This is a genomic window from Vreelandella sulfidaeris (assembly GCF_042429665.1).
Taxonomy (GTDB): domain Bacteria; phylum Pseudomonadota; class Gammaproteobacteria; order Pseudomonadales; family Halomonadaceae; genus Vreelandella.
In genome coordinates this window covers 1,043,651-1,064,953 of record NZ_JBHMAC010000010.1, presented here as the reverse complement: position 1 = coordinate 1,064,953, position 21,303 = coordinate 1,043,651, and the positions used below count along the sequence as shown (strand labels likewise).

Genomic DNA, 21,303 nt, shown 5'->3' with positions numbered 1-21,303 from the left:
AAACGCAGCCTGTCTAAACAACGTGTTTAAACCGCTTGTTTAAACAGTCATCAGTGACAAAGACACACAGGATATCGGAAAACCAAAAAGCTGTATATCTAGCCATGCTTATTACCCTCAGGCTGGGGCGGCCCAGCTTGAGGGGGCAGTATCACTCCTGCTCCGCGGACCAAAACGCTTCAATCAAGCCACGGCTTGAAGCATCCATACGTGCAATATCGCCCTCACCGTCGATAATGGCCTGGGTATCCGACGCAATCTGCTTGCCAAGCTCAACACCCCATTGATCAAACGGATTGATATCCCAAATAACGGCCTGAACAAAGACTTTATGTTCGTAAAGCGCGATGAGCGACCCTAGTGTGGCAGGCGTGAGCTGGTCAAGCAGTACCGTAGTGGAAGGCTGATTACCCCGGTAGCGCTTGTGCTCAGGCCGCGGGCCATCGTCTTCCAGGGCATCGTCGCCAAGCATCAATACTCGGGACTGAGCAAAACAGTTGGCCAGCGCCAAGCGGTGCTGGGTTTTGAGATGGCGACGGGTATCGGTGTCTTCCACATCATCGTAACGCTTAAGCGGGGCAATAAAGTCACACACCACGGGCTGAGTTCCCTGGTGCAACAGCTGATAGAACGCGTGCTGGGCATTAGGGCCGAGTTGGCCCCAAAGCACCGGGCAGGTCGAGTAATTAACCGGCTGCCCCTGGCGGGTTACGGACTTGCCGTTGGACTCCATCTCCAACTGCTCCAGGTAGGCGGCGAAATACTCCAATCGCCCATCGTAGGGCAGAATCGAGTGTGCTCGGATATCCAAAAAATTAACGTTCCAGATGCCCGCCAACCCTAATAGCACCGGCAAATTATCGTCCATGGGTGCTTTTGAAAAATGTTGATCCATGGCATGAGCACCGGCAAGAAATTCGCGAAAATGCGCCATTCCCACCACCAGCGCAATCGGCAAACCAATCGTGCCCCACAGCGAATAGCGCCCGCCTACCCACTCCCAGAAGGTTAACTGATGCTCATCAGCGATGCCCCACTCGGTCATTTTTTCAGGGCTGGCCGATACGCCAATAAAATGCTGTCGCACGACCAGTTCCGCGCTAACGGGCGTCGCCCCGTGCTCGGTTAAGCGCCCTAATAGCCACTCACGGGCCGTATTCGCATTAGAGAGCGTATCAATGGTGGTGAACGATTTAGACGACAACACAAAAATAGTCGTCTCTGGATTCAAGCGGCTTAAATAATCCGCCAGCTGCGAACCGTCCATGGTGGAGGCAAAATGCACCTCGATCGGATGAATATCCTTGGGCCGGAAATCTGCCAGAGCATGGGTCACCATCAACGGGCCCAGATCTGAGCCGCCCACACCTAGATTAACCACATGACGAATCGGCTTGCCAGTAGCCCCCCGCCATTGGCCTGCATGTAGTCGGCTAACCAAACGCTCCATCTGGGCAAGGCTTTCCTGCACGTCCGCCACGATATCGTGACCTTCAACCTCAAGCGTCGCATCGGCTGGCAAACGCAGCGCCGTGTGCAACGCCGGACGGTTTTCGCTGACGTTGACGCGTTTACCGCTCAGCAGCGCTTCAATCGCCGAGGGTACGCCTGCCTCACTGGCCAACGTAAACAGATGCTCGAGCGTATCGTCATCCCAACGCTGCTTGGAAAGATCCAGCGTCAAACCTGCCACTTGGCGAGTAAAACTCTCCCAGCGAGAAGCTTCGGTGCCAAACAGCGTTTTCAAGTGAACGTGTTGCAGCGTTTCAGCATGATGCTTCAACGTCTGCCAAGCGGGTAGCGTATCGGGAGTTGCTGTTGCTGAAGCCATATGCCTTCTCCTGTGGCGTCGTTCCATGAGACAGGAATCTGTTATCGACAGGCCTGTTCTGCGTTATCAAGGGCGCGTAAACTACGCAGCCTCATTAATAATTCTGGCTTGCCCATGAGTGATGCATCTTACCGTGACGCTATCTTTTCGACACCCCTTGACCGTGTAGCGCGGTTCTCATTCGATGAAAAGGTCGTTGCCTGCTTTCCAGATATGATCCGTCGCTCGGTACCGGGCTATGGGCAAATCCTCGGCATGTTGAGCCTTATCGCGCAACGCCACCTGCGCCACGGCGCCCACGTCTATGACCTGGGTTGCTCACTGGGTGCCTCTGGCCTGGCGTTGGCCGGCGCCCTTGCGCCGGACGCCTTTCGCTATACGGGGGTCGATCTTTCCCCCGCCATGGTGGAAAAGGCCCGACACACCTTTACGCAAGAGTGCCCAGCGCACGCAATGCAGGTAGAAGAAGCCGATATTCGTACGCTGGAGTATGCACCTTCGGGGATGATCATACTCAACTTTACGCTACAGTTTCTGCCCGCTGCTGATCGCGATGCGTTGCTGGCACGACTTTACGCCGCGCTGGAGCCCGGCGGCGTTTTGATTCTTTCCGAGAAAACGGTGGACGCTGATGAGCGCGATAATGCCTGGCGGGTTGAACGCTATCATGACTTCAAGCGCGCCAATGGCTATAGCGACCTGGAGATCAGCCAGAAACGTACCGCGCTTGAAAACGTACTGGTGCCTGACACCCTGGATGCCCTTCATGGTCGCTTGAAACAAGCGGGCTTTCCGCGTTCGATGACCTGGTTCCAGTATCTAAACTTTGCGTCATTGATTGCTTTTAAGGAGGGCTGAGGTGCCACTGTCCCCTGACCACCGCGCCCTCTACCAGGCGTTTCTGGACCAAGCGGTTCTCGACTCCTCGCTCACCGCGTGGCTTGCCAAGTTGCCCGAACAGCTCGCCCATGGGCTGGATCGCAATCGTCATGGCGACCTTTCCGCCTGGGAAAAAGCGGTTGCCAAACTGCCGGCGCTGCCCACTGAGCGGCACGTTCAACTTGATAGCGACACCGTTACCGTCGACCTCGCCCTTAGCGATAGCCAACAGCGCCAATGCGTTAATCTATTAAGAAAACTCGCCCCATGGCGTAAGGGCCCCTTCCAACTGGGCGGTATTTATATTGATACCGAATGGCGCTCCGACTGGAAATGGCAGAGAGTGGCGCCGCATTTGGCACCGCTGAAATATCGTAAGGTACTCGACGTAGGCGGCGGAAGCGGTTATCACGCCTGGCGAATGGCTGGCGCAGGGGCGGCTTTCGTGCTGGTGATTGACCCGTCGCCGCGCTTTTATTGGCAGTTCCAGGCGGTGCGCCACTTTGTCGGCGATGCGGATGGCGGAAGAACGCAGTTCCTGCCGGTGGGGATTGAGGATGTACCGGACAACCTGGGCTTTTTCGATACGGTATTTTCCATGGGCGTGCTCTATCATCGCCCTGCCCCGCTTGAACATCTTCAGCAGTTAAAATCAGCCTTGACGCCCGGCGGCGAGCTGGTCTTGGAAACCTTGGTAGTGGAAGGCGATGAGCAAACGGTATTTGTACCCGGCGAGCGCTATGCGGCGATGCCTAATGTCTACTTCCTGCCTTCCTCGAAAGCGCTGTGCCACTGGCTGAGACGCTGTGGGTTCAACAATGTTCGTGTGGTCGATGAAGCGGTGACATCGCTTGAAGAGCAGCGCTCAACCGGCTGGATGACGTACCAATCGCTGGCGGATTTTCTTGATCCCAACGACCGCACACGCACCATTGAAGGTTATCCAGCGCCGCGCCGGGCAGTAATTCTGGCCAATAAGCCAGGCTGATCCCTTCCAATTTAGGGGGCTATCGACCTTGAAAGTGGGAGGTTGATGAACTAGCCCTATTGGTAAGAGTGTCGTAAAAGCAAGCAGGTCTCAAAGGAAGTGGGACCTGTCCCCCATCTCAGGAGAGAACACATGACCATGCCCAGTAGCAACGTACCGTCGCGCAGCGAACTGGATGCCAGTCAAGGGCCGGTAGTCGTTGAGTTTGGCACGCCCTGGTGCGGCTACTGTCGTGCAGCGCAGCCATTGATCAAGGAGGTAATTGATCAGGCCGCCGGGGTACGCCATGTGCGTGTCGAGGATGGCAAGGGCAAACGCCTGGGGCGAACATATCAAGTCAAGCTTTGGCCGACGCTGGTGTTTTTGAAGGATGGTCAGGAGCTGGCGCGCTGCGTGCGTCCCGCAACGCGCCAGGCGCTGGAAGACGCGCTTGCGCGCATTCACTAAGGCATGAACCGTAAAGGGGAAAGGACGCCATGTCGGATAACATATTGAATAACCCAGCCCCGCTGTGGGAGCAGCGACTAAGCGATTTTCGTGACGCCGTGGCCCGCGAGCCGATGCCTGGCTGCGGCGCCGTGGCGGTGGTCAGTGCTGACCTCGGCTTGTCTCTTGTGCTCAAGGGATTACATCTAAGCCAGCATCATGACGCCAACTCCCCACGCCAAGCCTTGATTGAAGAAGGCGCGTCGCTCACGCAACGCCTGGCACCTCTGGCCCAGGAAGATGTAGCTGCCTTTGAGGCGTTCATGGCGGCCGTCGCCCGCGACAAAGAGGATGAAGGCCGTCATGATGCCATTCATGCGGCTGCCGATAAGGCGGTCGAGGTACCGATGAAAACGGCGCAGCTATGTGTTGCAGCGCTGGTACTGACGCAACAGGCGGTAGAACATATCGAACGGCAGTTTGTCAGCGACGCGCTCGCCGGAGCGCGGTTGATTCACGCCGCGCTGCACAGCGTGCTGCTCAATGTGGATGCCAATGCCGGACAGCTTGGCAATGCTGCTGCCCGCGACCAGGTCAAGCTTTCCCGCGACGGCCTCGCGCAGCGCGGCGATACACTGCTAACGGCCACCACCGCCAACGCCGCCGAATAAAGTGCTCAGACCGGGATTTGATTGAGCGCCACAGGGGCGATGAAGGCCTGCGCTATCACCGCCGGACTATCTGCGTAGTATTACCAGCCAGCGTCCCAGATTCATTACACTGGCAAGCGAGGCCGCTACGTAAGTAAACGCACAGGCGGTCAGCACATGCCGTGCCCCCGCCATATCGTAGGGCGGCACATACTCTTTAAGTAACGGTAGCGCGCGGTTAAAGCTGGCATCAAACTCGACGGGCAGGGTCACCAAGTGCACCACTGCCGCGGTGCCGAAACTGATGACCGCCATGGCAATGACAACAGCCAAACCACCGGGGATACGAGTCAGTAAAAACAGAAAAGGCGCGGCCATCATCAGGATAGCCCCGAGCTTTTCCGCTTTTTGCGCCACCCCCACTAACCGGCTGCGAGCTAGCAACGGGGCGTAACCTTGATGATGTTGAATCGCATGACCGACTTCATGCGCGGCCACCGTCACGGCCGTTAGCGAACGACCATCGTAATTATCAGGAGAAAGACGCACGCAGCGAGCATCGGGATCGTAATGATCACCGAACTCGGTACGCTCTACGCGAGCCCCCTCCACACCTAAGCGGCGCAATAAATGGTCAGCAAGCTCCGCCCCCGTGCCGGGGTAATCATCACGCCCCCGGGTGTGGCGTTTGAGCACCCACTTGGCCCAGACATTGGGGAGCACAAACACGGCCAACGCAAAAATGATCAGCAGCACTACCATGGCAGCCCCTACCGTTAAACACACTGTGAATGGGTAGGTTTTACCATGTGCACAGGGTTAACAACAGTGCTCGCCGACAAGTGCTACGCAGCGGGGTCGTTGCGGTGCTCTTCTACATCGCGGCGAACCGCCTGAAGGCCATGTGAAGAGATATCGCCCTGAGCATGAGCATGTTCGGCAATCAAGACACTGTCGGCGGCCAATACCAAGTCGCAATGCGTATCGACTAACTCATCGCGCAGCCGTTGAATTGCCGCTTCTCGTTTTGGATTTTTATCTACCCGCCTTATATAAATAGCTTTAATTCGGTCAGGGTAGGCTTTCACTATCTCAATATAAACTTCAGGATCATGCTGACCGCTGTCACCAATCAAAATACATGGCATATCGTGATAAAGCGCCAACATGCGGTCGATGAGATCACGCTTGTGCTCTTCGGCACGACGCGGCCAAGGACGGCGCCAGGAGAGGCCCCACTCGCGCAGAAACAGGATGGGACCAACAGGAATACGATTGATCTGAAAGAAGGTTTCGAGCATTTCGTATATCGCCCAAGGCCCTCGAGAGACATACAAAATAGGGCGTTCTGCACGTTCACTAGCGCCACGATGCAGCGCTTGGTAAAGCGATGCGACCCCTGGAAACGCAGTGCGCCGATGGGGCTTTTTAACAAACAGGCGATAAAGCATCTTGAGCTTTTCGGCAACCCCGGTAAACATCACGGTGTCATCAATGTCGCTGATGACCAGCAAGTCAGCTTCCGGTGGTGGCACATAGACCTCTACGTGCGTGCGCATAGGGGCCTGACCTGGCGAGTGCACCAAGATATCCGCTCGATGCCAAGACACATCAATAGGCAGGGTATGGCTGATGGGTAGGTGGATATCGAAATAACCATCTCGATCCGTGGCAACACATAACTGATTATTACCAATTCGAATCTCTACTTTCGCATTGGCAAGGCCACGTCGAAAAATACGCCGTGCAACGTCAGCCGTATCTCGCAGCATGCCCCGCCGGGGAATAGCCCGTCCAAGAGCGGCTTGGCGAAACACCCTGCCCATGACAAACACTTCATACTGAGAACCGTAGCCGCGGTAAGGATTAACTACCATCCCTCCGCGGCTACGGTCACCTTTAATAGGTTTGGCGATAACATGGACAAGCCTTTTGACAAAGCTTGCCCACTGGCGCAATACACTCATCAATCGTGTTGGCCGGAGTGACGTCCTTCTTGAATTTCTTCGACCAGCTTGGCATTAAAGGCATCCAAGTCTTTCGGCGTACGGCTGGTCACAAATCCACTGTCCACCACTACCTGCTCGTCGACCCATTCTGCACCGGCATTGCGTAAATCCTGTGCGATGCTGGGTACCGAGGTCATGCGGCGACCCTCAACAACACCGGCGTTGATCAAGATCCACGGCGCATGACAAATCGCCGCGACCGGTTTGCCCGCTTGGAAAAACGCTTTTACAAAGCTCAACGCATCTTCATTAGTGCGCAGTTCGTCTGGATTGAAGACACCACCAGGAAGCATCAGGGCGTGATAGTCAGATTCATTAACATCACCTAGTGCTTTATCCGCGTCGTAGGTCTCGCCCCAGTCGGTTTCTGCCCAGGCACATATGCCCTTGCCATCGGGAGTAACGACATGCACCTCAGCTCCCGCTTTTAAAAGCGCCTCTTTAGGCGAGCTAAGCTCAGCCTCTTCAAAACCAGCGGCAGCTAAAATAGCAACTCGTTTGCCGTTAAGTGATTGACTCATCATGCTCTCCTTTTCGTGATGATGGTAATTAATAACGCACCCCTTAGTGTGGCGTATACAGTGACTGCGTCAAGCTCTTCAGCCCCTTCATACACCGATAAAGCGTTCGCTAGGCGTTATGCATGATATTCCCCAGCTCGGTAACGTCGTATCCGCCTAGCAAGGTGGCGCGCTCTCTGAAACGTAGCTGAGACGTAAACGCCAATAGTTGCTGGACGGCTGGCTCAAAATAACTGCGCCGCTGCATGAACAAATCAAACGGCTCTTCACACACGTCAATAAACCCAAGCTGCAGGCGGTGAGCAGCGGCTTGCACGCCCAGACCAACGTCCGCTTCGCCCTGACTAATCGTCAGTGCTAAATCGTCTTCATTCAGCGAAGGGTGTGGCACCCACTGAACCGTGGCGTTATCAATCCCCGCCTGGTGTAGCAAGCAGTTCAGCAGCCTGGCCGCCCCGGCTTCTGGCTGGCGATGCGCCACGCGCAGGTCGCGACGCTTTAAATCCTTCAGCCCAGTAATATTCAATGGATTGTCAGCAGGCACTAACAACCCCTGACGACGCTTAGCCCAGCGCACCACCAACAAGTCGCGCATACCATTCAAGCCCAATTCGCTGGGTTCGTTATAACGCTGAGTGGCTGGATCCAGCAGATGGATGCCAGCCAGCATGGCTTTGTTAGCGAGCAGGCGACGAACCCCATCCCCGCTGCCCTGGCAAAGCATCGCCAGATCAGAGCCACTTTCGCGTATTGCCCACTCCAGCAAGGGGTCCTGGCTGCCGGCAACCACCATGGGGGCCGAGGCGCTTTGCGCCTGCTCCCCCTCAAGATGGCTCAATACCCATAAATCAATTTGCTGACGCGGGAACAGCAGCTTCCCCGTTGCCCGGCTACAGGGGATCTGGCCCTGGCGCACCAGGTCATACACTTTGCGCTCTTTCAGGCGTAAGTAGTCGGCAACTTCGGCTGTTGTAAAGTAAGCATAGGGTTCAGGCATGGTGAGATAATCTCGCTGTCGCGTATCTAACGTTAATTTTATGCATATAGCTGCATATATTTCAGCGTCGAGTGCATTCGGTTAGTTTTCGGTACATCATGCCGACTCTAGTATAACCATGATGCCAACACTTAATGCTGACCAGTGACAACGCCTTTAGTACCGCCCTCGCCCTCATCATAAGCATGGACGACGCGCTACTCTCTATCGTGCTGCTATCGCTGCAGGTATCCCTGATGGCGGTATTGATCGCTAGTCTGTTAGCGCTTCCCTTGGGGGCAGCCCTCGCCCTATGGCGATTTCCAGGCCGCAATGCGATGATCGTTGCGCTCAATGCGTTAATGGGATTACCGCCTGTGGTGGCGGGGCTTTGCGTCTACCTGTTGTTATCGCGGGCAGGCCCGCTGGGAGAATGGGGACTATTATTTACCCCCTCTGCCATGGTGATTGCCCAAGTCATCCTGGTGCTCCCTATCATCGCAGCGCTTACCCGCCAACAGGTAGAGACGCTACATGGAGAGTATGCCGAACAGTTAAGCTCACTGGGGCTAACCCGCGGCCGCATGATCCCCACCCTGCTGTGGGATGCACGTTTTGCGCTGATGACCGTGGTGTTGGCAGGGTTTGGTCGCGCCAGTGCCGAAGTAGGTGCGGTGATGATAGTGGGTGGCAATATCGATGGTGTCACTCGCGTGATGACCACCAGCATTGTGCTGGAAACCAGCAAAGGCAATCTACCCATGGCACTTGGCCTGGGTATCATTTTGCTTGCCCTGGTCACCCTCATTAATGCCATCGCTCACACGGTGGGCGAGACAGCAAAAAGGAGGCTGGGATGAATGCTCATCATACGTTCCCGGTCACCCCGCTTGAACTCAATCGCGCAAGCTTTACTCATCGTGGGCACACGCTGCTCAAGCCAACCACGCTAAACCTCTCGGGCTGTCAGCGTACGTTGATCATGGGCCCTAACGGGGCAGGCAAAAGCCTGCTCATGCGCCTGGCCCATGGCTTGCTAACCCCGACCAGCGGGACAGTACGTTGGCTAGGTGAAAAGCCCGCTCAAGCGATGGTCTTTCAAAGGCCGGTACTGCTGCGTCGTTCAGCACTCGACAATCTGACCTATGTCCTTGCCGTCAGCACCTCTTCGCGGCCTGAATTGGCCACTCTTACGCGCAAAGCACAGGCAATGTGCGCATTAGAGAAGTTTGGCTTGGCCCCGTTAGCGAAACGTCCCGCCCGAGTGCTTTCGGGCGGCGAGCAGCAGCGTTTAACGCTCGCCCGAGCCTGGTTGCTCAATCCTCAGGTGCTGTTTCTTGACGAACCCACCTCGGCCCTTGACCCGGCAGCCATTAAAGCGGTTGAAGATGCGGTGATGGAGTTTCATCACAGCGGCACCCGCATCGTAATGACCACCCACGACTTGCATCAAGCACGCCGATTAGCCAATGAAGTGCTGTTCTTGCACAACGGGGCGGTGCTTGAACATACCCCGGCCGATGATTTCTTCACCGCCCCTACCTCACCGGAGGCAAGGGCGTTTATTCAGGGCGAACTGGTTTGGTAGCCCTGTGTTTGCCATGTACTGATATTGACGCACGCTACTCAAGGAGCAACAAGATGAACAAGACAACTGCATTCATTACCGCGGGGGCTCTGGGATTGACCTTTAGCGGCACGCTAATGGCCGCCGATGACTACATCACCCTGGCCTCGACAACCTCTACCGAGAACTCAGGTCTGTTTGATGCCATCATTCCGGCCTTCAGCGAAGAAACGGGAATTGAGGTACGCGTGGTGGCGGTCGGCACCGGCCAGGCGTTTGAAATTGGTCGTCGTGGCGATGCTGACAGCTTGCTGGTTCACGATACCGCTGGCGAAGAGAAGTTTGTGGCAGAGGGTTACGCCACCGAACGCCTCGATGTCATGTACAACGACTTTGTCATTGTCGGTCCAAGCGATGACCCCGCGGGTATCAGCAACAGTGACACCGTCACGGATGCCTTTCAGCGTATCGCGGAAAATGAGTCGCCTTTTGCTTCACGCGGCGATGACAGCGGCACTAACCGCGCAGAACTGCGCCTGTGGGAAGATGCCGGTGTGACGCCCCAGGGCGAATGGTACCGTGAGCTGGGCAGCGGCATGGGCCCGACTCTCAACACTGCGGCGGGTATGAATGCTTACACGTTTACCGACCGCGCTACCTGGGTGGCCTTTGAAAACCCACAGGATTTGACGCTGCTGTTTGAAGGCGATGAAGCGCTGTTCAATCAGTATGGCAGCCTGCTGCTTTCAGCCGAGCGTCATCCCCACCTGAAGCATGACCTTGCTGCTCAGTGGCATGAATGGCTAGTGTCTGAAGAAGGTCAGCAAGCGATTGCGGATTTTGAGGTAGACGGCCAGCAACTGTTTTTCCCTAACGCCAAATAACGTTTACGCCGCCCTCTGACACCATCAAAAACGGCACGCCTTTTGGGCGTGCCGTTTTGTTGCGGGGCTAGCGTTTATCTAACGGTTAAATAAGCCGCTGATATCCTTGGCTTCCCAATGGGGAAAATGTTTGCGCACCAGGGCATTCAAGTCACGCTCAAAGGCAACCCAGTCGGTAGCACTCGAAGCACCACCTGGCGCACTGGCGGTGCCGCGAATCATACCGGCGCCTACGGTCACGTTGCTCAGCCGATCGATGATGATAAAGCTACCGGTACCTGGGCTGGTGCGGTAATTATCCACCGGGATCGCAGCGGTTAATTCAACGTCGCAGCGTGCAATTGCATTTAACTCCAGCGAATGAGTCGTATGCTTTTCCAGGGTATTAACGTCAATTTGATAATCAATGCCGCTGACCTGTCCAGAAAGATCACGGGTCGCCAGCTTGAAATCGTAAAGCCTTCCCGGCGTTAGCGCTTCTTCGTGCATCCACACAATGTCAGCTTTAAAGGCATTAGAGAGCGGTAGTTCGCTATCCGCCGCCACCAGCCAATCGCCCCGAGAAATGTCGATTTCATCTTCTAACGTTACGGTGACTGCCTGGCCAGGGTACGCTGCCAGCAGGTCGCCATCAAAGGTGACAATCCGTGCCACGGTGGAGGTCTTGCCAGAAGGCAGCGCTTTAACCGCCTGCCCCGGGCGCAACACACCGGCTGCCAGGGTTCCGCAATAACCGCGGAAATCAAGGTTGGGCCGGTTAACGTACTGTACGGGCAAACGCAGGTCGGTCAGGTTCTGATCGCGACTGATCTCAACCCCTTCAAGCAGTTCAATCAGCGTTTGAGCCTCATAGTCACCGCCGAAATACCAAGGCGTCTGTTCGCTGCGATTGACCACATTATCGCCTTCCAGCGCCGACATAGGTACGAAGCGAATATCCGGCGCTTGGAGGTTGGTGGCAAACGCACGGTACTCATCCACGATCTCGTTAAAGCGCTGCTCGGAAAAGCCCACCAGATCCATTTTATTGACCGCAATCACTAAGTGCTGGATACCCAGCAAATCGGCAATAAAACTGTGACGACGGGTCTGCGTCTGTACCCCGTAGCGGGCATCAATCAGAATAATCGCCAGACTGGCCGTCGACGCACCCGTCGCCATGTTGCGCGTGTACTGCTCGTGCCCTGGCGTATCAGCGATAATAAACTTGCGCTTATCGGTGGAGAAAAAGCGGTACGCTACATCAATGGTGATCCCTTGCTCTCGCTCGGACTGCAGCCCATCTACCAACAGCGCTAAATCGACAGTATCGCCCGTCGTACCGCTGGTTTTGGAAGCTTGCGTGATCGCTGCCAACTGATCTTCAAAGATCATTTTCGAGTCGTGGAGCATGCGGCCAATCAGGGTCGATTTACCGTCATCCACGCTGCCGCAGGTAATAAAGCGCAACAGATCTTTATTTTCATGCTCGTGCAGGTACTGCTCAATATTGTCGGCAATTAAATTGGATTGGTGAGACATTAAAAGTACCCCTCGCGCTTTTTCTTCTCCATTGAGCCCACTTGATCGCGGTCAATGGCTCGGCCACTGCGCTCACTGGTACGGGTCAGCAGCATTTCCTGAATGATTTCCGGGAGCGTGGCCGCGGTTGACTCCACAGCCCCGGTGAGCGGATAACAACCCAGGGTTCTAAAACGCACAGACTTCTCTTCAGGCACTTCGTCAGGCGCCAATGGCAGACGGTCGTCATCCACCATTATCTGCATGCCGTCGCGTTCAATGACAGGTCGCTTGGCGGAATAGTAAAGCGGCACAATGGGGATCGACTCCAGATAGATATACTGCCAGATATCCAGTTCGGTCCAGTTAGAAAGCGGGAACACGCGAATAGATTCGCCTTTATTGACCTTGGCGTTATACACGTTCCAAAGCTCAGGACGCTGATTCTTAGGATCCCAGCGGTGATACTTATCACGAAACGAATAGACGCGCTCTTTGGCACGCGACGCCTCTTCATCACGGCGAGCGCCACCAAAGGCTGCATCAAACCCATACTTATCCAACGCTTGCTTGAGCGCCTGGGTTTTCATGATATCGGTGTATTTGGCACTACCGTGATCAAACGGGTTAATGTTAGCCGCCCGTCCCTCTTCGTTGGTATGCACGATCAGCTCCATGCCCGCATCGACCGCCATGCGATTACGAAACTCGATCATCTCGCGGAATTTCCACGTGGTATCCACGTGCATAAGCGGGAATGGCGGCGTACCGGGATAGAAAGCTTTTCGCGCCAAGTGCAGCATTACAGACGAGTCTTTACCGATGGAGTACATCATCACCGGGTTGGAGAACTCGGCGGCGACTTCACGGATAATATGGATGGACTCGGCTTCTAATTGCTTAAGGTGGGTCAAGCGCGCCGCATCAGGGGCGACAGGCGCCTCCTGCTGCGAGGCTGATGGAAATGTAGACAATTGGGTCATGGCCCCTTACCTCACAAGAACAAGCTCGTCACACAAGCTGGAAAATATTGTACGTTTTAGGAAACAGTGTACGGTCGAATGTGAGTAGGGTAACGCCGAGTTGATAATAACCCAAAAGAATTAATAACTATCTTTTTATTCCTTAAACACCTAACCAAAGACAATAATACCCTTGGCAGCTCACTCAATACGCTCAACCCAGCTTTGCCATTCGCTACCAAGCGCGCCAGACCAGTGTAAATCGATAATGCGATAACCCGGTCGAGATGCTTCATCAATGGCGAACTGTTCAGCGCCGGGAAGAAACTGATCCGCCATCGCGGGGCAGCCGTAAACGTCAATACTGCCGCTGCCGACCTGATGATGCTCGGCGTAGGCTTGGTGAACGTGGCCAAACAGAATGGCCTTAACCTGTGGGTGATGACTGAGTAGGGCCCAAAAGGCATCGCGATCCTGAAGGCCAATGGCATCCATCCACACCGCCCCCACCTCTACCGGCGGATGATGCATAGCAATCAATGTGGGCCGATCATCCGCGTTTAAGGCCGCTTCGAGCGCAGCTAACCGCTGACCACCCAATTCGCCATACGGCTCGTTTTCAACGCGCGTATCGAGCAGCAGTAGCCGCCAGGCATCAAGATCCACCTCATCGACTAACGGATGTTCGGCAGCCATCAACGCCGGTTGATCGTGGTTGCCCGGCAACCAATACCACGGACATGGCAACGCCCCCATCGCTTGTACCGCCAACGCATAGGAGGCAGCGGTTTCATCCTGACTAATGTCGCCGGTACACACCACTACATCTGGATGTTCAGCGCTTACGGCGGTCAGCACCTGCTGAAATTGTTGCCAAGGTAGTCCGACACGCGAACGCGCCTTGGTATCCGCATAGAGGTGGGCATCGGTGATTTGTACCACTCGCATCAACGCATCTCCGGCACATCAACGGTATGGCCATGGGCGAGGCCGTGGGCCAACCATTCACCCAAAAAGCGATTAAGCTGAAGCTTTTCGTCCGGCTGGTGCATACGGGCATTGGGATAACGATAGCGTCCGCTGAAGTGGCGTTCACGCTGAAAGTCAGTCACCTCAGCCATTCGCACATCGTGATAGAGATGCACACGCATACGTGGGCCTTCTAGAACCGCATCAAGAGGGCCGGTCTGGGTGACGTCCACCATGGTGGTATAGGGCGCCTGCTCTTGAATATAAAGATGCAAATCACCGAAATACTGTTTATTGCCACGCAGGGCAATATCACGGCGCTGGCCAGACTCCATATCGCCCACCAGCCGCACCAAGCGTAGGTAATTGGCGCTGCACTCCCCCTGAAGGGATTTTAAATCGGTGACATAGGCCGTTCTCGCCATGTTCACTCCTTATTTGTTTCGCTTTGTGTCAACGCTCGTTGAGAGGCGGCGCGTAACGATGCTCGCTGGCTATTCAGCCAATGTAGACCAATCAAGCACATGGCGTTGTCGAGTCGTCCTTGCATTAAGAGTTCCCAGGCATTGGCAAACGGCATGACATGAACCTGAATATCTTCATGCTCTTCTTCTAAACCATGAACCCCGCCGAGCCCTTGGGTATCCACCAAACCACAAAATAGCGTCACCATTTCGTTGCAGGCACCTGGGCTTGGGTAATAAGTATGTAGTTTGGTCAACTCGGTCACTTTACAACCGGCTTCTTCCCACGCTTCGCGGCGAGCCACGTCTTCCAATGACTCATTCTTGTCGGCAAGGCCTGCCACAAGTTCGAGCTTCCAAGGCGATACCAGGTCATCAAAGGCGCCTGCACGAAATTGCTCAATCAGCACCACTGCATCGCGGGGCGGATCGTAAAGCAGCACGCCGACCGCATCAAAGCGACTATGCACTTCACGGCGCATAGGCTTGCTCCAGCCACCTTCAAAAAGCCGGTGGCGTAGCTCCAAGGCTTCCAGCCGGAAAAAACCCTGATGCAGCGTTTCACGTTTGATCAGTTCAACATCGTTAGACGTTAGCAGCGGAGCGCTAAGCGTCGTACTCCGAAACGGGGGAGTTTGATCAGATGGGGTCTTGGGATTGGACGCCATGGGGCACTCCCGGTAAAGATAATCGCTCCATTATCAATGCAAGCCACCGGGAATGCCAATTCAGTAGGCAGTTTACAGCTGGTTGAGTAGCGCCTTGGCGTCTTGACGTAAGGCTTCATCAGAGAGTTGACGGCTCTCGCGCGCGGTGCCGTTAACCGCTCGCTGGGCATGTTCACGCGCGGCTTCTTCGTTGCCTTCTTCTTTCAAGAAAGCGGCATAATAGTAATTGACGTCAATACCGTCTGGGCGTATTTCCAGCGCACGCTGGAACATGCGCTCGGCAGTATCGCTATTGCCAAAACCAATTGGCCGACCCGGGGCCCTATCGTATAGCGCGCCTAGCGTGACATAAGCCGAGCCATTCAACCCTTGAGGATCTAGCTCTATCGCCTTTTCTAACGCGTCACGCGCATCGCCAGCCGTTCCTAATGCCCCCAACCCACCGCGCTCACGAGCATAGGAGGCTAGAATAATACCTTGCCAGACCAGCACATCGGCTTCATTGCTGTTCTGCTCGGCCAGCCGCTCAACCTCACCGGCTAACGCCTTCAAGGTACTCTCCCGCTCATTGGCGGGCATATTCGTCACCGTATTCTCCCAACGGTTTTTCAGTGCGAATATCTCGCCCTCGTAGGCGGTTGCGGTTATCGATGAAAACGCTAGCGTGCAGCTGATAGCGACGGCAATGATAGAACGCGATAACGATATTGTTGAAATTGAGAGAGTTCGCATACTTACTCCTGAATTATTGTTGTCCGGCTTAGACCCATCATTTGAGGGCCTTATGCATAATGTAACGAACGTTTGAATGATTCGCCAGTGACAAGTCATTTGGTATGCTTTCTGCAATTGGCGTAAGGTAGTGAGCTCAGAGATTGATAGGAAACCGGTAATGAAAGGTCGCAACATGACCCGCTGGCGCGATCCAGCAAAAGATCCGCGTCAAGCCCCAAAGAGCAACCTGATTACGGCAGAGGGAGCGGCACGTCTGCGCGCCATTTTGGATCATTTATCACGTGTTAAGCGTCCGGCCATCTCAGCCAAAGTGGGCGAGGCGGCGGCGCAAGGTGATCGTAGTGAAAACGCCGATTACACCTACAACAAGAAAGAGTTAAACCGCGTTATTGCGCGCATTACTTACCTAACAAAACGCCTTGATGAGTTGCAAGTGGTTGATCGTCTGCCCGCCGATACCAGTAAAGTATTTTTTGGCGCCTATGTGAGCCTGGAAGATCAACATGGCGAGCAGGTGCACCTCAGAATTGTGGGCCACGACGAAATCGATACTAAAAAGCGCTGGATCAGTATCGATGCGCCTATGGCCAAAGCACTGCTGGGCAAACAGCAGGGTGAGGAGGCCAAAGTGCTTACCCCAAACGGCGATACGTTTTATACCATCACCGCCATCGACTACGCGGCTTAAGCCTTACGCCTGTTTATTGCTGACCTGTTACTGATTACCTGTTTATGGGTTATCTATTATTAGCAGCATAAACCTTAAAACGGCGGTTATCTGATAGAACTTGAAAGTCCTGAAAAGCACGCTGAAGGTGGTCTGGATAAGGTAAAAAGCCATTGGCCACCATCACCAAGCGCCCGCCTGACCTTAAGTGTTCAGGCGCTTCACTTATCAATCGCTGACTGGGACCATAGCTGATATCACGCTCCTGATGGAACGGAGGGTTGCTGATGATCAGATCAAACGCCTCACCTGTAAGGGCGCTGTATACATCGCTCTGTAGCACTCGCCCTGTCAGGCCATTGGCCGTTAACGTGCGTTTGGTGGCCTCCACCGCAAAGTCACTGACATCCACGGCCGTTATCTGATGGCCCCGTTTGGCAAGCCAGGCACTGATAATGCCGTCGCCACAGCCCATATCAAGTATTCGCTGAGGCGCTGAGGGCAACGTGCTTTCCAGGCTTTCCAGTAGCAATTGCGTGCCTTCATCCACTTTACCGTGGCCAAAAACGCCGGGGTGGCTAACCAGCTCAAGACCTTCCGCCGCTAACGTTGTCCATGCGTTTTCAGGGTTGCTGGCAGCGACGGTACGCGTGGTGAATAGCGAGCATCTCCGGGCATTATCCAGTTTGGCACAGCTCATGCCCTGCTCAGCTAAAAATGCTGGCACGCGCTTAATCCCCCCCTGGTGTTCACCAACGATCTCAATTACCGCTCCTTCAGGGAGTACATGACATAACCACTTTAGCCACCAGACACCAAGCTGATGCGCCTTTGGCCAGAACAGCACCGCGCGCTCCATCGGCGTGGAGACAAGCTCACCCGGCGCGACTGGCAGTGCAAATGGACTATAGCCAGGCTTGCCACGCGCTTCCCACGTCTTCACAACGCCTAGATCGCCACTCACCGCGCCTACCGTCTGTTCAACAAGCCACGGATCAACGGGCGGGGTGATTACCCAGTGCGTCGAGTAGTCCTTCCGCTGACGCTCCAGCAGTTGGCAGGCAGGTAATTGAGCGCTCATGTAGCGGTCTCCGATTTTGTGAACGTGTAAAGCAGATAGCGGCCTAGCCGCCAGTGAGGATCGTGGCGGCAGTACTGTTTCTCCAGCGCCAACAGCGTTTCAGCCTCTTTCTCACTGGCAGGGGGATGGCGCAGATAGTCCTGAAACACGCGGATCCCCGCTACTTCAGTCACCTCAAGCTGATTTTCCCCGCCCCATGCGACCACTTCTGAGTGAGTAACCGGTGAAATCGGGGTTAATCGCTGGCGCTTGCCCTTGCCCTCCAGGCGGTCGCTCAAGGCCTTTTCAAGATTGCCTTTCACCGCGTTTGAAAAACGCAGTGCATCGCGATTGAACACCATCAAACTAAGCTGACCGCTGGGGGCCAGCAGGCTGGCCAAGATAGCCACTGCGGCACGCGGGTCACCCAACCACTCAAGCACGGCATGGCAGGTGATCAATGGCCAGGGACCGGGGGCTTCATTAATTAGTGCCTGTAGCGGCGCGTGCACGTAGCGGATCGTCTCATGGGGCAGGCCTTTTGCTTCACGATGCCACTGCTGGGCATAGCCAAGCATGTCCAAAGAAGGCTCCGCCATGGTAACGGGATGCCCACGCTCGGCCAGCCACGCCGCTTGCTGGCCAAGCCCCCCACCGACATCCAACACAGGTTGGTGATCCAGGCGCAGCATTTGTGGCAGCAGATAATCCAGCATGGCAAGGCGCAGTTCACCGCGCGGCGCCTGATAAAGCGAACGGGAAAACTTATCGACCAGGCCATCAAAATAGCGGTCGCCTGCACTGGTTAATTCATAAATGGTTGGCATGCCACGTGCATCGCATCAGATAAAAGCGGGTAGTTTACCCTGCTCAATCGCGGAACGCTTGCCGAGGTAAGTGCTTCTGCCAATTTTCATGCTGTTCGAGTGCATACGCCAGCTGCATCAATTGTTTATCCTCCCCAAAGCGGCCCACTACTTGAACGCCAACCGGCAATCCATTGGAGGTAATATGCAGCGGCACCGACATTGCAGGCTGGCCGGTCAAGTTGGCAATCTGAGTAAAGGGAGTTCGGCTGAGTGCCTCCATGGCCATTTGTTTTAACATACCGGCTTTTAGGGCCAGATTTGGTAACCCTGGAAACGCCAGTAGCCCCATCAGCTTCTCCCGCGCCGCTGAGGGGTAGAGCTCGCCCAGCCGTGGAGCAGTGTCTGCCGCGACGGGCATCACCAGCGCATCGTAGCGTTGATGAAAGATGCTCATCTGCTCGGCGGCCACAAACCAGTAGCGTTTCGCCATTTCGTACTCTTTGGCTGACAGTTTTGCACCGAGACGCCCGATTGCCCGGGTGGAAGGCTCAATTAACAATCGGCGCACAGGGGTCTTCGTCTCACGGCTTATCCACTCAAGATCGGCCGCCAGGTGGCCCAGATAGAGGGTCAGATAGCTTTTTGCTAACGCTTCACCGTCAACGGGGGGATCGCACCACTCTACCTCGTGCCCCATATCGGCTAGATAGGTAGCCGTCTTCTCAACGGCCGCCTTGACCTCTGAGCTGATCCGCGTACCCAGGCCACGTCCCAACGGTTCACCATAGGATAATGCAATGCGTCTTGGCTTGATGGGGGCGGCAAGTGCCGCCAGATAGCCGGTCTCCACTGGGACAGGGTAAGGACCGGCTGGCACCATGCCGTTAACTTGTTCTAACAGCGCAGCGCTATCTCGCACACTACGGGTAATGGCGTGTTCAATGACCGCGCCTTGCCACACTTCGCCGTGGCTGGGGGCGAGTGGGACTCTCCCACGCGAGGGCTTGAAGCCAAACAGACCGCAGTAGCTGGCAGGTATGCGGATTGAACCGCCGCCATCACCCGCCAGCGCCAGTGGCACCATTCCACTGGCCACCGCCACGGCAGCACCTCCGCTTGAGCCACCCGGTGAATAGTCTGCACACCAAGGGTTTACAGGATGGGGAAACGCTTTAGGCTCAGTAATGCCCATCAAGCCCAGTTCCGGCGTGGCCGTTTGGCCGACAATCACCAACCCCGCCTGGCGTGAGCGCGTGATCAGCGGAGCATCCTCTTTTGCACACCACTTGGCTAACGCAGCGCTTCCTGACGCTAGCGGCTCACCCGAGATGTCCATCAACAGGTCTTTGCTTAACGTGGGGACGCCGGCAAAAAACGCATTATCCGACACCTGCTGGCTCTCCCGCCGAGCCTGCTCAACCCGCATGCGCACCACCGCCTGCAGGGTAGGATTGCGTTGTTCGATAGCGTTCAAAGCCGCCTCAAGCAGCTCCTCCCGGCTGACCTCTCCCCGCCGCACCAATTCGGCAAGGCCCGTGGCGTCATAGCGCTGATACTCATCAATATCCAAAGTGGCCACTCCTGTTTTTCCCCAACCTATATGTTTCCCATAAGAAAGCACCTACCACTTTTGGCGATATTGTCTTTAAAGCGCAAAAGATCTACCTTTAAACAAAATGGGAACGTTCCCAATTCGCTTATGTGAACTATTATTCATGTCATCACTACCGCCTCGCGCCACTTTAATTGAAGTCGCCACCCTCGCGGGCACTTCCAAAACCAGTGTATCGCGCTTTTTTGGGCCCGAGCGGGACAGGCTCTCGCCCAAACTGCGCGAGCGCATCGAACAAGCCGCCCACACGCTTGGCTACCGGCCAAACCTGATGGCGCGCGGACTAAAAGGGGGCGGCTCGCGTTTATTGGGCATGCTGGTCGCGGATATCCGCAATCCGTTTTCAGTAGCGGTGGTGCATGGCGTCGAGCAAGCGGCCCGCGCCTACGGTTATTCACTGATCGTTTGTAATACCGATAACGATCCTGAACAAGAGCAGCACCATTTGGAACTGTTGGCGGCATACCAGGTAGAGGGCATCATCATTAACGCCGCGGGGCAACCGGAGTCTCAGCTAACGGCCATCAAGCGCGCCGGCATCCCGGTCGTCCTGCTGGATCGTGACATTCATACTCTGAGCGAGCCGGTCATAGGGCTGGATAACACGTTGGCGATTGACATGGCGCTCAATCATCTCATTGGGCAGGGCTACCGCACGGTGCTGTATGTCAGTAACCCCCCCGAGGGCGCCAGCGCCCGTCAAGAGCGGCTGGTACGTTTTCAACATCAGGCTTCACAGCGCGGGCTGAACGCCCATACGCTGACTGAGCTGAATGAGCGCGCCCTATCGGCGGCCTTAACCTCTTTGGCGAGCGCCGTTTCATCGACGCCAAGCGCCGTGCTGTGTGCCAACGGCACCGCCACGCTAAGCGTGGTGCAAAGCTTTCAGGCACAGGGACTGACCATGGGCCCACTGGGTTTGATGGGCATCGACGAAATGGCCTGGTGTGATCTGGTAGGCCCAGGGATCACCACCTTGGCCCAGCCGACCGACGCCATTGGCCACGCGGCTGTCAAACACTTGATCCATCCCACGGACACTGCGATCACCTTTCGCCACCCTCCCCGTTTACATGCCCGGGGAAGCACCGTTCCTGGCAAAACACGCACCACGGCTGATTAACCA

At 55.5% G+C, this 21,303-nt stretch carries 23 protein-coding genes; 9 read left to right on the top strand and 14 right to left on the bottom strand.

All coding sequences use genetic code 11. The features are described 5' to 3' along the window. Positions 1–151: 151 nt before the first annotated feature. The gene (pgi, locus tag ACFFLD_RS09800; protein WP_386039601.1) at positions 152–1,831 is read right to left on the bottom strand and encodes a glucose-6-phosphate isomerase; all 1,680 of its coding nucleotides are present in this window, start codon (positions 1,829–1,831) and stop codon (positions 152–154) included. 114 nt (positions 1,832–1,945) lie between these two features. Between pgi and cmoA the strand changes: the two genes are divergently transcribed. The 4 genes from cmoA (at position 1,946) to ACFFLD_RS09780 (ending at position 4,795) form a co-directional block, all read left to right on the top strand. Further along, positions 1,946–2,689, top strand: coding sequence for a carboxy-S-adenosyl-L-methionine synthase CmoA (gene cmoA / locus ACFFLD_RS09795; RefSeq protein WP_386039599.1), 744 nt, complete (start codon positions 1,946–1,948; stop codon positions 2,687–2,689). A gap of 1 nt (position 2,690) precedes the next feature. Continuing rightward, on the top strand, positions 2,691–3,698 hold the full coding sequence (gene cmoB, locus ACFFLD_RS09790; RefSeq protein WP_386039597.1) for a tRNA 5-methoxyuridine(34)/uridine 5-oxyacetic acid(34) synthase CmoB: 1,008 nt from the start codon (positions 2,691–2,693) through the stop codon (positions 3,696–3,698). Positions 3,699–3,830: 132 nt separating this feature from the next. Beyond that, positions 3,831–4,145, top strand: a complete 315-nt coding sequence (locus ACFFLD_RS09785; RefSeq protein WP_386039595.1) for a thioredoxin family protein — start codon at positions 3,831–3,833, stop codon at positions 4,143–4,145. A gap of 29 nt (positions 4,146–4,174) precedes the next feature. Further along, a complete protein-coding gene (locus tag ACFFLD_RS09780; RefSeq protein ID WP_386039593.1) occupies positions 4,175–4,795 on the top strand; it encodes a cyclodeaminase/cyclohydrolase family protein in 621 nt (206 codons plus the stop codon). A 66-nt stretch (positions 4,796–4,861) separates the two neighbouring features. Here the strand turns inward: ACFFLD_RS09780 and ACFFLD_RS09775 are convergent, their stop codons facing one another. The 4 genes from ACFFLD_RS09775 to ACFFLD_RS09760 form a co-directional block, all read right to left on the bottom strand. After that, complete coding sequence (locus tag ACFFLD_RS09775; RefSeq protein WP_386039591.1) at positions 4,862–5,536, bottom strand: zinc metallopeptidase; 675 nt, start codon at positions 5,534–5,536, stop codon at positions 4,862–4,864. Positions 5,537–5,619: 83 nt separating this feature from the next. Further along, the gene (locus ACFFLD_RS09770) at positions 5,620–6,651 is read right to left on the bottom strand and encodes an App1 family protein (protein ID WP_386039589.1); all 1,032 of its coding nucleotides are present in this window, start codon (positions 6,649–6,651) and stop codon (positions 5,620–5,622) included. Between the two features lie 89 nt (positions 6,652–6,740). Then, positions 6,741–7,304 carry a type 1 glutamine amidotransferase domain-containing protein gene (locus tag ACFFLD_RS09765; protein WP_386039587.1) on the bottom strand — a complete coding sequence of 188 codons (564 nt, stop codon included), beginning with the start codon at positions 7,302–7,304 and terminating at the stop codon, positions 6,741–6,743. Between the two features lie 109 nt (positions 7,305–7,413). Beyond that, entirely contained in the window at positions 7,414–8,301 is an 888-nt protein-coding gene (locus ACFFLD_RS09760) for a substrate-binding domain-containing protein (RefSeq protein WP_386039585.1), read from the bottom strand. 134 nt (positions 8,302–8,435) lie between these two features. Between ACFFLD_RS09760 and ACFFLD_RS09755 the strand changes: the two genes are divergently transcribed. The 3 genes from ACFFLD_RS09755 to ACFFLD_RS09745 are packed head-to-tail and all read left to right on the top strand — an operon-like array spanning position 8,436 to position 10,731. Continuing rightward, complete coding sequence (locus ACFFLD_RS09755; RefSeq protein ID WP_386039583.1) at positions 8,436–9,140, top strand: ABC transporter permease; 705 nt, start codon at positions 8,436–8,438, stop codon at positions 9,138–9,140. Next, the gene (locus ACFFLD_RS09750; protein WP_386039581.1) at positions 9,137–9,868 is read left to right on the top strand and encodes an ATP-binding cassette domain-containing protein; all 732 of its coding nucleotides are present in this window, start codon (positions 9,137–9,139) and stop codon (positions 9,866–9,868) included. The genes ACFFLD_RS09755 and ACFFLD_RS09750 overlap by 4 nt, the downstream gene beginning before the upstream one ends. A gap of 53 nt (positions 9,869–9,921) precedes the next feature. Further along, positions 9,922–10,731, top strand: coding sequence for a substrate-binding domain-containing protein (locus tag ACFFLD_RS09745; protein WP_386039579.1), 810 nt, complete (start codon positions 9,922–9,924; stop codon positions 10,729–10,731). Between the two features lie 78 nt (positions 10,732–10,809). On the opposite strand, the gene cysN is transcribed toward ACFFLD_RS09745, so the two are convergent. The 6 genes from cysN to ACFFLD_RS09715 all read right to left on the bottom strand — a co-directional run bounded on the left by cysN (position 10,810) and on the right by ACFFLD_RS09715 (position 16,026). Continuing rightward, positions 10,810–12,252 carry a sulfate adenylyltransferase subunit CysN gene (gene cysN / locus ACFFLD_RS09740; RefSeq protein ID WP_386039577.1) on the bottom strand — a complete coding sequence of 481 codons (1,443 nt, stop codon included), beginning with the start codon at positions 12,250–12,252 and terminating at the stop codon, positions 10,810–10,812. Beyond that, the gene (cysD, locus tag ACFFLD_RS09735) at positions 12,252–13,214 is read right to left on the bottom strand and encodes a sulfate adenylyltransferase subunit CysD (protein ID WP_386039575.1); all 963 of its coding nucleotides are present in this window, start codon (positions 13,212–13,214) and stop codon (positions 12,252–12,254) included. The genes cysN and cysD overlap by 1 nt, the downstream gene beginning before the upstream one ends. A gap of 180 nt (positions 13,215–13,394) precedes the next feature. Continuing rightward, positions 13,395–14,141 carry a metallophosphoesterase gene (locus ACFFLD_RS09730; protein ID WP_386039573.1) on the bottom strand — a complete coding sequence of 249 codons (747 nt, stop codon included), beginning with the start codon at positions 14,139–14,141 and terminating at the stop codon, positions 13,395–13,397. After that, positions 14,141–14,587: a DUF1249 domain-containing protein gene (locus ACFFLD_RS09725; protein WP_386039571.1), complete on the bottom strand. Its 447-nt coding sequence runs from the start codon at positions 14,585–14,587 to the stop codon at positions 14,141–14,143. Before ACFFLD_RS09725 ends, ACFFLD_RS09730 begins: the two co-directional genes overlap by 1 nt. 2 nt (positions 14,588–14,589) lie before the next feature. Further along, positions 14,590–15,294, bottom strand: a complete 705-nt coding sequence (locus tag ACFFLD_RS09720) for an NUDIX domain-containing protein (protein WP_386039569.1) — start codon at positions 15,292–15,294, stop codon at positions 14,590–14,592. Positions 15,295–15,366: 72 nt separating this feature from the next. Next, complete coding sequence (locus ACFFLD_RS09715; RefSeq protein WP_386039567.1) at positions 15,367–16,026, bottom strand: TRAP transporter TatT component family protein; 660 nt, start codon at positions 16,024–16,026, stop codon at positions 15,367–15,369. Between the two features lie 160 nt (positions 16,027–16,186). Here ACFFLD_RS09715 and greB point away from each other — a divergent pair, with 160 nt between their 5' ends. Beyond that, positions 16,187–16,717, top strand: coding sequence for a transcription elongation factor GreB (greB, locus tag ACFFLD_RS09710; RefSeq protein ID WP_386039565.1), 531 nt, complete (start codon positions 16,187–16,189; stop codon positions 16,715–16,717). A gap of 49 nt (positions 16,718–16,766) precedes the next feature. Here the strand turns inward: greB and ACFFLD_RS09705 are convergent, their stop codons facing one another. Genes ACFFLD_RS09705 through ACFFLD_RS09695 form a run of 3 tightly spaced genes read right to left on the bottom strand, consistent with a single transcriptional unit; the run spans position 16,767 to position 20,144 of the window. Continuing rightward, on the bottom strand, positions 16,767–17,777 hold the full coding sequence (locus ACFFLD_RS09705) for a methyltransferase (RefSeq protein ID WP_386039563.1): 1,011 nt from the start codon (positions 17,775–17,777) through the stop codon (positions 16,767–16,769). Further along, positions 17,774–18,583, bottom strand: coding sequence for a methyltransferase domain-containing protein (locus tag ACFFLD_RS09700; protein ID WP_386039561.1), 810 nt, complete (start codon positions 18,581–18,583; stop codon positions 17,774–17,776). The genes ACFFLD_RS09705 and ACFFLD_RS09700 overlap by 4 nt, the downstream gene beginning before the upstream one ends. A gap of 43 nt (positions 18,584–18,626) precedes the next feature. Next, on the bottom strand, positions 18,627–20,144 hold the full coding sequence (locus ACFFLD_RS09695; RefSeq protein WP_386039559.1) for an amidase: 1,518 nt from the start codon (positions 20,142–20,144) through the stop codon (positions 18,627–18,629). A gap of 136 nt (positions 20,145–20,280) precedes the next feature. Between ACFFLD_RS09695 and ACFFLD_RS09690 the strand changes: the two genes are divergently transcribed. Then, the gene (locus tag ACFFLD_RS09690; protein WP_386039557.1) at positions 20,281–21,300 is read left to right on the top strand and encodes a LacI family DNA-binding transcriptional regulator; all 1,020 of its coding nucleotides are present in this window, start codon (positions 20,281–20,283) and stop codon (positions 21,298–21,300) included. Positions 21,301–21,303 lie beyond the last annotated feature (3 nt).